Origin of the sequence: Streptomyces sp. NBC_00876 (assembly GCF_045207435.1) — a bacterium.
Classification (GTDB): Bacteria; Actinomycetota; Actinomycetes; order Streptomycetales; family Streptomycetaceae; genus Streptomyces.
On record NZ_CP108800.1, the window covers coordinates 172,312 to 184,615 of the forward strand.

10 protein-coding genes and 1 pseudogene are annotated in these 12,304 nt (G+C 69.5%); 7 read left to right on the forward strand and 4 right to left on the reverse strand.

Translation table 11 applies throughout. The features are described 5' to 3' along the window. The first annotated feature begins 302 nt into the window (after positions 1-302). Complete coding sequence (locus OG782_RS00790; RefSeq protein ID WP_406447286.1) at positions 303-833, forward strand: hypothetical protein; 531 nt, start codon at positions 303-305, stop codon at positions 831-833. Between the two features lie 120 nt (positions 834-953). Here the strand turns inward: OG782_RS00790 and OG782_RS00795 are convergent. The 4 genes and pseudogenes from OG782_RS00795 to OG782_RS00810 form a co-directional block, all read right to left on the reverse strand. Continuing rightward, positions 954-1,079 (reverse strand): annotated as a pseudogene (locus tag OG782_RS00795) (IS30 family transposase); the annotation flags it as partial. Positions 1,080-1,106: 27 nt separating this feature from the next. Then, the gene (locus tag OG782_RS00800; protein ID WP_406447287.1) at positions 1,107-1,553 is read right to left on the reverse strand and encodes a hypothetical protein; all 447 of its coding nucleotides are present in this window, start codon (positions 1,551-1,553) and stop codon (positions 1,107-1,109) included. Positions 1,554-1,787: 234 nt separating this feature from the next. After that, complete coding sequence (locus OG782_RS00805) at positions 1,788-2,519, reverse strand: phosphotransferase family protein (protein ID WP_406447289.1); 732 nt, start codon at positions 2,517-2,519, stop codon at positions 1,788-1,790. A gap of 5 nt (positions 2,520-2,524) precedes the next feature. Next, on the reverse strand, positions 2,525-4,081 hold the full coding sequence (locus OG782_RS00810; protein ID WP_406447291.1) for a S41 family peptidase: 1,557 nt from the start codon (positions 4,079-4,081) through the stop codon (positions 2,525-2,527). Between the two features lie 253 nt (positions 4,082-4,334). On the opposite strand from OG782_RS00810, the gene OG782_RS00815 reads away from it, so the two are divergent. From OG782_RS00815 to OG782_RS00840, 6 genes are all read left to right on the forward strand, one after another. After that, positions 4,335-5,324 (forward strand): DUF6215 domain-containing protein, encoded by a 990-nt coding sequence (locus tag OG782_RS00815; protein ID WP_406447293.1) that lies wholly within the window; start codon positions 4,335-4,337, stop codon positions 5,322-5,324. A 158-nt stretch (positions 5,325-5,482) separates the two neighbouring features. Further along, positions 5,483-6,853: a DEAD/DEAH box helicase gene (locus OG782_RS00820; protein ID WP_406447295.1), complete on the forward strand. Its 1,371-nt coding sequence runs from the start codon at positions 5,483-5,485 to the stop codon at positions 6,851-6,853. 283 nt (positions 6,854-7,136) lie between these two features. Further along, positions 7,137-8,339 carry an enoyl-[acyl-carrier-protein] reductase FabV gene (fabV, locus tag OG782_RS00825; RefSeq protein ID WP_406447297.1) on the forward strand — a complete coding sequence of 401 codons (1,203 nt, stop codon included), beginning with the start codon at positions 7,137-7,139 and terminating at the stop codon, positions 8,337-8,339. Between the two features lie 196 nt (positions 8,340-8,535). Beyond that, positions 8,536-9,198: a TetR/AcrR family transcriptional regulator gene (locus tag OG782_RS00830; RefSeq protein WP_406447299.1), complete on the forward strand. Its 663-nt coding sequence runs from the start codon at positions 8,536-8,538 to the stop codon at positions 9,196-9,198. A 235-nt stretch (positions 9,199-9,433) separates the two neighbouring features. Further along, the gene (locus OG782_RS00835) at positions 9,434-10,801 is read left to right on the forward strand and encodes a GH1 family beta-glucosidase (RefSeq protein WP_406447301.1); all 1,368 of its coding nucleotides are present in this window, start codon (positions 9,434-9,436) and stop codon (positions 10,799-10,801) included. A 14-nt stretch (positions 10,802-10,815) separates the two neighbouring features. Further along, the gene (locus tag OG782_RS00840; protein ID WP_406447303.1) at positions 10,816-12,072 is read left to right on the forward strand and encodes an MFS transporter; all 1,257 of its coding nucleotides are present in this window, start codon (positions 10,816-10,818) and stop codon (positions 12,070-12,072) included. Positions 12,073-12,304 lie beyond the last annotated feature (232 nt).

A 12,304-nucleotide genomic window follows, 5' to 3' on the forward strand; every position in this document is an offset into this window, starting at 1 on the left:
GCCACCGCCGGTGACCCGTCCTGGCCTGGGGCTCCGCAACCGCACCGCCCTGGCCTGCGTCCGGTTAGGTGACAGCCGGTCCGAGATCATCTCGCCATTGCACGACGGGAGGCAGCTTCAGGATCCGTAGCTCGGAGCGGGTTCCACGCCGGAATGTGCGGGCTCCTGCAACCGGCTACGGCTGCGCCTTCCGGCAAGCGTGCGGCGGTCTCGGACCGGGCCGGTCAGGCACCGGCCTGGGACAGCCCGCGGCCGTCAACGCCCAACGTTTCACCCGTACTTCTCTCGGAGGAATCTCCCCTATGCGCCTCAAGCGCTTCGCCGCCTCGGCCCTGATCACTGCCACGGCCGTGGCCGGCACCTCGCTCGCCACCGCCACCACCGCCTCCGCGGCGAGCTACCACTGCAAGACCAGCAGCGCCTCCGTGGACAACCCCGCCTACTCCGGGCCCTGGGCCGACAACTACAACTTCGACGTCAAGCTCTGCGCCAAGCGCTCCGGCGGCTACATATACACCTACGCCAAGGTCTCCTTCGAAGGCCCCGTCAGCTACGTCAACATGACCGGCACACTCGACGCAGCCCGCTTCCACCTGCAGACCAAGAAGTCCGTCTCCGGCACCGACCCCGTAGTGAAGTCGGCGAACTACACCGGTCTCGAGTACAAGCTCGAACACGGCAACACCGCCGGCAACGGCACCTACACCACCGGCACGATCAAGTACAAGGCCGGCTCAGGCCGCTACCTCGCCGACGGCTACATCCAGCTCGACTGGGACGGCGACGGCAAGGGCTACCGCACCACCAACTTCAGCGCCTCCCCCACCGTGTAGAACCCACGCCACCACCCGCCGCCCACACCGCGCCCCTGCCGGCGCGGTCCCCTCGGCACGACGGAAGAGGGGCCCGCGCCGGGCGAGTTCCAGGGGGCGACGCAACACGTGGCCAGCCGATCAGGCCGCAAGCAGTTCGGACAGGCGCTCGGCTGGGGTTTCCCAGCCGAGCGTTCTGTCTGGGCGGCTGTTGACCTCGGCGGCGGCAGCGTCCAGGTACTCGCGGGTATGGACGTTGAGGTCGGAGGCCGGTCCCTCTCCTCGGGCAACGAATCAGCGATCGTTGAGGAAGTAGCCCGATCCTCCCCACTCGCCGCCGTCGCCGTCGAACTCGAGGTCGATGCCCACCTCGTCCAGGTCGTACCGGGCGCCGTCACTGGCCCTGTGTGACGAACAGGTACCGTTCCCGGCGAGGGCCGTCATCTGGTAGTCGTAGGGCCAAATGGTGGTTGCCCGGACCTGGACCACGGCTCCGTGCCCATTTGCCGCTGTGTCGCATACAGAGATGTAGTCGCCGTGCTCCACCACGTAGACCCGCACACCCGGTGCGGAATATATGTGGTCCCAGCTGCCGCCGGGCGGCTCGGGCGCTGCGACGGCGGCCGGTGCGGTGATGGTGGTCAGTGCGGCCACGGCCGCCGCGCCGAGCAGAACGGCGACGGCACGCCGACCGCGGCCGGAGCGGCCGGTGACGGCGGAGGATGTACTGGTACGAGACATGGAACCCCTCGGATCGATCTGGTGAAGCGCCCACTCTAAGATCCGAATGTCTTCGCTTCATCCTGCTCAAGTACCGCTTGGGACACAGGAGTTCACAGACCTCAGCAGCCCCGCTCGGAGGATCGAGTGACCGGTTGAACGGGCCAGGAAATCACCCGCCGGAGCGGCTCCGCGTGGGGATGGGCTGTCGCGAGCCGGGTTCCGGCTGATCGATTCGCGTAGGGGTCTGTGGTGTCAGCGCAGCGCTTCGACGAACACGTTGCGGTGGGTGGCCGTGAAGGAGTACTCACGGTGGGACCAGGCGATTCGCTCGCTGATCTGATCCTCCGTGGCAATGCGGGGTGCGGAGGCGATGAGGTGCGCGTTCCACCAGTGGGCGTTGCGGGCCTGGCGGTCCAGGATCGCGTCGAGGAGAAGGGCGCGGGCCGGTCCCACGAGTCCATAGGCGTCGGCCAGGACCCGCACTTGGGCGGCCTGCTCAGCGACAGGTCGAGCCTCGGGCTTGGAAGCGACGCACCATGTCCAGGCCATGTAGCCGAGGTCTTCGAGCGGGTCTCCCGGGGCGGCGGTGTCGAAGTCGATGAAGGCAACGGGCCGGCCGTCGTGGAAGACGGTGTTGTTGGGCCCGGGGTCGTGGTGACAGACGACCGGGTGCGGTCCGGTGAGGGCGCTGCCGCGCGTGGCGTCGTGCAGCGCCCGTAGCAGGGCGCCCGCCTCTGCCACTTGCGGATCGGTCCAACGCTGGAATCCGGCCGGGACCCACCCGGGAAGAAAGGTGAGGGTTTCACGGCCGGCTGGGTCACGGCCGAGATAGCGCGGTGCGCCGGTGAAGCCCTGCCCATCCAGGTGTTCCAGCAGCTCGGCGACGAAGGACGATGCGGCGCCGGCGGGGCGCCTGACGGTGTCGCCGACCCGGACGACGCCCTGGGTGACGCGACCGCCGGACAGCGGCACTTCAGTGTCCATGAGGTTCATCCTGCCGGGTCGGGGCTCCGCCGTTCTCCCCGTGAGCCGGAGGGGCACCGGGGTGTTGCGCCGAGCTTCCTGTGCCTGAGGTGGTCGAGCGCCTTGGCAAGGGCCGAGTCACAGCCGTTGTCGAGCTCGGCGGACGTGAAGACAGGCGTGCGGAATCGGGCGGCGACGGGAAGGCCTCGGCCTTCAAAACTCTGACCGGTGGAGTCGCGGTAGTCCTCATTGCTGAGGTCAAGTGAGAAACCTCCGGGCAGAGTTCGTGACAGCTGGTCGGAGAATATGCCTTGTGTCTCGCGGCCGATCAGTGCGGGCGCGGGGCTGCGGTTCAGCAGGGTCATCGCTGTCGTCTCTCCGGCGCTCACCGTCAGGTCGCTGACCAGGAGCGCGAGCCGCCCGTGAAAGCCTGGGGACCTGCCGGGTCCGACGTTCACCGTCTCGTACGGGGTGAAGCCGCTGGGAGCGTTGAGATCGCGGGCACGCTTCTTGAACGCTACATGCGGATACCTGGTCAGACGGGAGGCGAGTTCCTGTCCGAGTGCGTCGTGACCACCGTCGTTGAGCCTCAGATCGAGGATCAGTCCACGCCAGTGGTCCCTGGCTCCCTGGATGAATACGGTGTCCAGGGCGTCCTTGAACCGCGCGAGGTCGTCGTCGTAGCTGCTTTCCTCGCCGCCGAGTTCGTCGAGCTGGGTGATCCGCAAGTACCCCATTCCGCCCGGCAAGCCGGTCGCGTACTCCAGCTTCTCCTCGATGACGGGCCGCAGTTCGGCTCCCAGCCCGCCCTCGATGGCGGACCGTACGGCTGCGGTATCGGCGTCGGTCAGGTCGGCCGAATCGCGGGTTCCGGGCCGCAGTCCGTAGCTGCTCCCGTCCTTCCAGGTGATGCCGGTGTGCATGTCGCCCAGTTTGTGGACGGTGCCTCGCAGCAGAGCCTCCAACGTGCGGTCGGTGTTGTCGCGTTTGAGGGTCGCGTAGTCGCGTTCCCGGTCGCCCAGGGCCAGGCGTCGGTGCGCGTAGGGAGGGTAGTGCTGGGACAGGTTCTGCCAGAACTGGTCCAAGGTCTTCAGACGACGGGCGGGGCCCTCCCCTGGCGTCTCGGACGGGCAGTGCGGCAGTGCCTTCAGGCGGTTCATGCGGATGTGGCCTACCGAGCCGAACTCCTGCACGATCAGATGGTCGCCCTGCCTGCGGACGGTCAGTTCGCGGTCGCCGTCCGCGCCGAAGGTCACCGCGCCGCTGCTGCCGCGCTCGCTGCCCAGTGCCGTCAGTTGGTCGTCCCCGACGCAGCTCGTCCCGGACGTTTCGTAGGCGGAAAGTGTCCGCGCACCCCCGTGCTCGTTCTGCCTGATCACGTACACGCTGCCGTATCCGGCACTCCGCCATGCGCCGTCGACGTCGCTCGGCCGTGGGCGGACGGGGCCGCCGCGGCCGTCCGACGAGCAGGCCATGAGCATGGCGGCCAGTGCGACAGCGGTCCATGTGAGCCCCGTACGGGCGCTGCCGGCGAACCATCTGGTTCCACTGGGGGCGCCGGCCTCGGGTACGTTCCCGTTCATCCGTTTTAGGTCCTGTCCCTTGAGCCTGCGCCTTGAGCCTGTCCCTTGAGCGGGCAGAGTGAACAACAGCCCCACGGCGACGGCGTCGGCTCAGGTTCGAGGCGGCTCGGTCACATGGCTGATCATCGAATCGTTTCTCGCCGATGCCTTCGCCTGACCGACTCGTATCAGCGATGTCGGCAAATACCTTCACCCTCCCGGAATTGTGGCTTCCGTCACAGCGGTAGCGATCTTGCTCTGGTGAGATCACCGGGTGCTTGGTTTCCTCCTCCGTCTCCTGCCCTTCTGGGTTCGCGAGCCTGTGCTCATCCTGGTCGGGTCCGTTCTCGGCGTACGCATCATGTATCTCGCCATCCGCGATCTCGACGGGATCGCGGCCGGCTTCGGCGCCGTGTTCCTCGTGTTCACCTCGATACGCGTCCGCACGGTGGTCCGTGCGCTGCGCGCACGCCGGAGCCGGAGTCCGGTGGCTTTCGCCGACGAGACGGCGGGAAATGCGGTGCCGCCGGCCCCGCCCCAGGCAGGAGCCGGGCCGCACACGCCGGTGAAGGAACCCAACGCATGGGGTCAGGCCGTCGCGGCCGTGGCCGTGTTCGGGGCCCTCGCAGCCGCGCTGTGGGTGGCCCCACGCGTACTCCCGTCCGAGGACAGCACACCGCAGCCCGCCTCGTGTTCGGCTGGAGAGCACGAGAAACTGCCGAAGGCCTACGCCGCGACGCCCCAGGCCGTAACCGGCGACGAGCTGTGCGAGGCGCTCAACCGGGCCGACCTGGCCCAGCTCCTGGGAACGCCTGACGAGATACCCATCTCGGCCTCCGGCACCAGCGGCACTGCGCCCTTGACCGATGGGAAAGTCGCCCAGCCGGAGGCCGAGGTCACGTTCGACACCTACACCGTGAATGTCTCTGCCGCCTACAACAAGCTGTCGACCGGCCAGTACGTGAAGTTGATGAAGCTCGGGGGCGATGACTACGAGACGCTGAAGGTCCTCGGCCGGCCCGCGGTCTTCTCCTCCGATCACACCATGCAGTTCAAGATCGGCTTCGGAGGGGAAGGGAGCAGCGGGCCGGTCGAAGAGGGTCCCCTGGCCAGGACTCTGTCCGTGGCTTTCGACCGGAAGGACCGGGGCGGCTTCTACGACATCACCGTATGGAGCAAGTCCGGAGCCCTGCCCGACGACAGCGCTCTCCTCACCATCGCAGAGAAGGTTCTGTCGACGGTCCCGGAGAGGACTGCTCGATGAGGGGCCGATGCTCCTCAGCTGCGAGCCCTCACTGACGGGATCGGAATGTGCCGGGCGCCCGCTGGTAAACTGGCGGCACGCTTCGAAACCGTTGGGGCCCGTGCCGAGGGGTACGGGCCCCGGTGCATTCTGGGCGCCGGACCGAGAAGGGTTGCCCCATGAACGCGAAGCCGCCTGCCCCCAAGGGCGAACTCACCACGCCGCAGACGGCCGTCCCCGGCCTGCCGCCGGCCGAGTCCTTCGACGCCCTCGGGCTTCCGTCGGAGCTGACGGCGATGATGACCCGCCTGGGCGTGACGGAGCCCTTCCCGATCCAGGCGGCGACCCTGCCCAGCGCGCTGGCAGGCCATGACGTCCTGGGCCGCGCGCGGACCGGCTCCGGCAAGACGCTCGCCTTCGGGCTTGCGCTGCTGGCCCGGACCGCCGGCATGCGAGCGGAGTCGAAGCGGCCGCTCGCGCTGGTCCTGGTGCCGACCAGGGAGCTCGCGCAGCAGGTGAGCGACGCGCTGGCCCCGTACGCGCAGGCGCTGAACGTGCGGATGGCGACGGTGGTCGGCGGGCTGGCGATCAACCGGCAGGCGGCGCAGCTGAAGGCCGGCGCCGAAGTGGTCGTCGCGACGCCCGGGCGGCTGGCCGACCTCGTATCGCGCCGGTTCTGCGAGCTGCGGCAGGTGCGCATCACGGTGCTGGACGAGGCGGACCAGATGTGCGATCTGGGCTTCCTGCCGCAGGTCTCGGAGATCCTGGACCAGGTCCGCCCCGGCGGACAGCGGCTGCTGTTCTCGGCCACGCTCGACCGCAATGTCGACCAGTTGGTGACGAACTATCTGCACGAGCCCGTAGTCGCCTCGCTCGACCGTGCGGCGGGCTCGGTCACGACGATGGATCACCATGTACTGAACGTCCACCCCGCCGACAAGTACGCGACCGCGACCGAGATCGCCGCGCGGGACGGCCGGGTCCTGATGTTCCTGGACACCAAGGCCGGTGTGGACCAGTTCACCCGGCACCTGCGGGCCAGTGGCGTACGGGCTGCCGCCCTGCACAGCGGGAAGTCGCAGCCGCAGCGCACGCACACGCTCGCGCAGTTCAAGGACGGCGAGATCACCGTGCTGGTGGCCACCAATGTCGCGGCGCGGGGCATTCACATCGAGGCGCTCGACCTCGTCGTCAACGTCGACCCGCCGGCCGACGCGAAGGACTATCTGCACCGTGGTGGGCGTACGGCCCGCGCCGGGGAATCCGGGAACGTGGTCACGCTGGTCACCCCGAACCAGCGGCAGGACGTCAACCGGATCATGGCCGACGCCCGGATCCGGCCGACTGTCACGCAGGTGCGATCCGGCGAGGAGAAGCTGACCGCCATCACCGGGGCGAAGCGCCCGCCCATCGAAGGCAAGGGCAGCGGCAACGTCCCGTTCCGCGGCATGGGCACTCGGCCGGGCCGCGCCAAGGAGTCCCGCAAGACGGCCGACGCCCGCAGGACAGCGGAAGCACGCGCGGCGGCCCGGGTACGCAAGGGGCGCTGACCCGGCGAGGGCAGCCGCACAACACCGTCGGGCCGGCCGGAAGGACGGCGCCGACGACCGGTCCGGTCGCAGGTACAGAACAATCAGTCGCGCGGGGCGGGGACAGCCTCGCGCTCCTGCTTGCTCTGCCCCTTGAACAGGTGGCAACCCTCCAAGGCCGTCTCGCGAACGTTGTGCCGGATGTGATCACCGCGCGTATCCGTACGGTCGCAGACTTACAGGGCGCGGGTCCAGCTCCTGGGCGCCGCCGCCCTCCCCTGCGTTCCGACCCGAAGGACCTGATGTGAACGAGCGCGTCATCGCCCCGAAGAACCGCGGTTTCCTCTTCCTCGACTCCCACCCGGCCGGCTGCCGGAAGCTGGTGGACGCCATGTGGCGGGCGGTGCCCGCAGGCCTGCCCGGCGGGGAGGGTCCGGTGGCGCTTGTCATCGGATCGTCCGCCGGCTACGGGCTCGCCGCCACGGTCGCCGGGCTCGCCCGAGCCGGGATCCGCGGCATCGGGGTGTGCTTCGAGAAGGCGCCCGGCCGGCGCACCGGCACGGCCGGGTGGTACCGCACCGCAGCCACCGCGGAGCTGGCCCGCGAGCACGGACGCGACATGGTGTTCCTCAACGGTGACGCCTTCTCCGACGCGATGAAGGACCAGGTCGCCGATCTCCTCAAGCGGCGCTACGGCCGTCTGGACCACCTGATCTACTCGGTGGCCGCCCCCCGACGCACCGACCCGGACACCGGCACCACCTACGCCTCCGTCCTCAAGCCGATCGGCGCCCCGTACACGACCAAGACCCTCACCTTCGACGCCGGCACCGGCCCTCAGGTCACGGAGGTGGAGACCGCACCGGCAAGGGACGACGACATCGAGCAGACCACCGCGGTGATGGGCGGTGCGGACTGGGAACGCTGGATCGCTCACCTCGCCGACAGGGACCTGCTCGCCGACGGTTTCACCACCGCCGCACTCTCCTACATCGGCTCACCGCTGACCGCGGGGATCTACCGCCAGGGCACGATCGGCGCGGCCAAGGCGCACCTCGAAGCCACCGCCCGCACCCTGGACGAACGCCTGGGCAAGCTCCTCGGCGGCCGCGCGCTCACCTCCGTCAACGGGGCCGCCGTCACCCAGTCCTCCACCGCCATTCCCGGCATCGCCCTGTACGTCGGACTGCTGCGCGGCGTCCTCGGCCAGGACATGGTGCCGCCGATCGACCAGCTCACCGGCCTGTGGGACCAGCTCACCGGTACCCGCCCCCTCACCCTCGACGACGAAGGCCGCCTCCGCCTGGACCTGTGGGAACTCGCCCCCGCCGTACAGGAGGCCGTCGCCGGCCGCTGGAACCGCGCCACCACCGAAACCATCGCCGGCCTCGCCGATCTGGACTGGTTCCACGCCGAGGTCCAGCGCCTGTACGGCTTCGCCGTGCCCGGCGTCGACTACACCGCCCCGGTCGACACCGACATCCCCTGGCCGAACCCGGACGCCTGACCGTTTCACGGAAGCACCCTGCGTCCCTGCCCACCGATGACACCCTCATCACCCGGCAGCAACACCTGGGAAACGCCGTGGAGATGTACGCCGGAACGGGAATCCAGCGGCCGCCGCATGGTGCGGGGGCACGTGGTGGCCGGCCGCCGTTCCATGGCCGCGTGCTACGTTCGCGTCATCGGACGACCGGGGGCACGTGGTGACGGAAGCAGGCAAGCCGCAGCCGCTTTCGCGGGGGCGGCTGCGGAGGCAGCCTCAGCAGGCACGCAGCCGGGCCCGGGTCGAGGCCATCCTCACCGCCGCGGACCGGATCCTTTCCCAGGAGGGGTACGAGGCGCTGACGACGCGGCGGATCGCCGAGGAGGCGGGCACCCCGGTCGGCAGCATCTACCAGTTCTACGCGGACAAGAGCGCCGTAGTGGACGCGCTGGGCCAGCGGTATCTCGATGCCTTCAAGGCGGCCATCGACGAACTCGTCGAGCGGGCGGTCGGGGGTGACCTGTCCGACCCGGTCGGCATGATGGTCGACGTCTACGCCGAGCTCGTCCGGTCCCAGGCGGGCGGCATGGCTCTGTGGGCAGGGCGGCACCTCAGTCCCGAGCTCGCGCGGGCCGACGAGGCGAGCAACGCGTACATCGCCGAGGGGCTGCAGCGGATCGTGGAGCAGCTGACCGACGGGCCCGGCGGCCAGCGGGTGCAGCGGGCAACGCGGATGGTGGTGTGGGCGGCCAACGCCGTGCTGCACGAAGTGTTCAAGAGCGACGGCGAGCCGGACCTGGAAACCGTGGACGAGCTCAAGCGGATGCTGAACTCCTACTGGGAGGACCTGCGCGGCCGGCTGACGGCCGCGCAGGGGTGAATCGAGGCGTTCAGCGTTCGCCGGGCCTCCAGGTCACGACGCCCAGCTCGACCCATAGAACATGAACGAGTGTTCATGTTATGGTGCGGCCCACCTTGGACGGCGTGCCCCGGTTGCGAACAGCCGCCCTCCAAGCCGTCGTTGGGGTGCGAGGAGCCCGCCGGCGGAGTTCCGGAGCCGCGCGCGGGCGGCCGAACCTGGGCGACTCGCGCATCACCCCTGAAGGCAGACGCCAGTGACGACGAGCCCCACCGATGCCACCCGACTCCCCCGGCTCCCGGCCGACTTCGCCTGGGGCGCATCGACCGCCGCGTACCAGATCGAGGGCGCCGCCTACGAGGACGGCAAGGGTGCGTCCATCTGGGACACCTTCGTCCGGCGCCCCGGGGCCGTACGCGACGGCCACACCGGCGACATCGCCTGCGACCACCACCACAGGTTCGACGAGGACGTCTCGCTGATGTGCCGGCTCGGGCTCGACGCGTACCGTTTCTCGGTGTCCTGGCCCCGCATCCTGCCGACCGGCGCGGGCAAGGTCGAGCCGCGCGGACTGGACTTCTACGACCGCCTGGTCGACGCGCTGCTCGACGCCGGGATCGAGCCCACACCCACCCTGTTCCACTGGGACCTTCCGCAGGCCCTGGAGGACGAGGGCGGATGGCTGAACCGCGGGACCGCCTACCGGTTCGCCGAGTACGCGGCCGTGGTCGGGGAACGACTGGGCGACCGGGTCAAGCGGTGGATCACCCTGAACGAGCCCTTCATCCACATGACTTTCGGCTACGCCTTCGGCGTCCACGCCCCGGGCCGCGCACTGATGCTGGACGCACTGCCCGTCGCACATCACCAACTGCTCGGCCATGGCCTCGCGGCCGAGGCGCTGCGAGCCACCGTCCCGGGTGGGCAGATACTGATCTCCAACAACTGCACGCCCGTCCGACTGCGCGAAGACGCCCGGCAGGACAAGGACGTGGCCGCGGCCTCCGCCTATGACGCCCTGCACAACCGGCTCTTCAACGACGCTTTGATGCTGGGGAGTTACCCCGACCTTTCGGCCTACGGCATGACCGACCCGGGCTGGGGCGGAGTGGTGCGCGATGGTGATCTCGCCACGATCGCCGCACCCCTGGACGGGCTGGGCGTCAACTACTACAACCCCACCTGGGTCACCGCCCCGGCCGACCCTGCCGCCGCACTTCCCTTCGACCTGGCCGAGCCCGCGGAGCCGTACGAGCGCACCGCGTTCGGCTGGCCGGTGGTCCCCGACGGCCTCACGGAGCTGCTCACCGGCCTCAAGGCCCGGTACGGCGACGGCCTTCCCCCGGTGTGGATCACCGAGAACGGCTGCTCGCAGCCGGCCGGGCTGCACGACCAGACGCGCATCGATTACCTCGCCGGACACATCACCGCGATAGCCCGCGCCGTGTCCCTCGGAGTGGACGTGCGCGGCTACTTCACCTGGTCGTTGCTCGACAACTTCGAGTGGGCCGAGGGCTATCACCAGCGCTTCGGCCTGGTCGAGGTCGACTTCGCCACCCGACGCCGCACGCCCAGGGCGAGCTTCGAGTGGTACCGCGGCCTGATCGCCTCCCAGCGGTCCTGAGCGACGGAGCTGTCATGCCCCACGCCTCCACGGCGGACGACGCCGCCGTGTTCGCCGAGCCCACCGCCCCGGTCAAGGCCGAGTGGACGGTGAACCTCTCGCTGGCCACGCTGGCCGTCTTCATGGCGTTCATGACCCCCATCCAGATCCTGCTGCCACTCCAGCTGGAGGACATCGACCCGCACGACAAGAACGATGCGCTCTCGCTCGTCACCGGCCTCGGCGCACTGGTCGCGGTGGTTGCCAACCCGCTCGCCGGCGCATGGTCGGACCGCACCACGAGCCGGTTCGGCCGCCGCCGGCCCTGGATCCTCGGCGGCGCCGTCGCCGGGGCAGTGGGGTTGTCGGTCACCGCCACCCAGCACACCGTGGCCGGGGTCGCCGTCGGCTGGTGCCTCGCGCAGGCAGGGCTGAACGCGATGCTGGCCGGGGTCACCACACCGGTCGCCGACCGTGTACCGCTCACCCAACGCGCTCAGGTCTCCGGCTGGACCGGCCTCATGCAGTCCGTCGGCCTCGTCCTCGGCGCACTGATCACCGCCCTGTTGATCACCGGCGTCCGCTCCGGCTACGTCACGCTCGCCGTGCTCACGGTCGTACTCGCCCTGCCCTTCGTGCTGCGCCACTCCGAGCCGCCGCTGCCCCGGGCGCTGCGTCCCGCCTTCGACGCCCGCGCCTTCGCCCGCTCGCTCTGGGTGAGTCCCCGGCAGCACCCCGACTTCGGCTGGGCCTGGCTCACCCGGTTCCTGATCAACCTGGGCAACGCCCTGGGCACTCTGTACCTGTTCTACTTCCTCGCCGACGCCGTCCACTACGGCGACCCGGGGACCGGTGTGCTGATCCTCACGGTGATCTACACCCTCTGCGCCGCGCTCACGGCCGTCCCCGCCGGTGTCCTGTCCGACCGCCTCGGACGCCGCAAGGTCTTCGTCGTCGTCTGTTCGCTGGTGATGGCCGCAGCGGCAGTGCTGCTCTCCCTGCTCCACACCTGGCCGTCGGCCGTGGCCGCCGCGGCCGTCCTCGGCGCCGGATACGGCATCTACCTCTCCGTCGACCAGGCCCTGGTCACCCAGGTCCTGCCCGAGGCCGCCGACCGCGCCAAGGACCTCGGCGTCATCAACATCGCCAACTCCGGCCCGCAGGTCCTCGCCCCCGCTCTCGCCTCGCCCATCATCACCCACCTCGGCGGCTACACCGGCCTCTACGCCACCGCGGCCCTGGCCATCCTCATCGGCGGTCTCCTCGTCAACCGCATCCGCGGCGTGGCCTGACGGACGGACGGGCGGGCGAGCGGGCGGGCGGGCGGCGAGCGGCCGAGCGAGCCCGTCCCGCCCCCGGGCCATTCATTTCCCGCCACTCGCTCCCTCCGCAACTGGCCTTAACTGAGCATGAGTTCATCAAAGATGAGAATTTCTCATCTTTCCCTGCCCGGACCGTTGACTCCGCCGACCGTGGTCGCGATTCTGATAACTCATCAGTAACTTGAGTGAGCATGTCAAATCG

Coding starts and splice junctions, on each gene's coding strand:
- OG782_RS00790 (WP_406447286.1), top strand. CDS start 303: ATGCGCCTCAAGCGCTTCGCCGCCTCGGCCCTGATCACTGCCACGGCC.
- OG782_RS00800 (WP_406447287.1), bottom strand. CDS start 1,553: ATGTCTCGTACCAGTACATCCTCCGCCGTCACCGGCCGCTCCGGCCGC.
- OG782_RS00805 (WP_406447289.1), bottom strand. CDS start 2,519: ATGGACACTGAAGTGCCGCTGTCCGGCGGTCGCGTCACCCAGGGCGTC.
- OG782_RS00810 (WP_406447291.1), bottom strand. CDS start 4,081: ATGAACGGGAACGTACCCGAGGCCGGCGCCCCCAGTGGAACCAGATGG.
- OG782_RS00820 (WP_406447295.1), top strand. CDS start 5,483: ATGAACGCGAAGCCGCCTGCCCCCAAGGGCGAACTCACCACGCCGCAG.
- OG782_RS00840 (WP_406447303.1), top strand. CDS start 10,816: ATGCCCCACGCCTCCACGGCGGACGACGCCGCCGTGTTCGCCGAGCCC.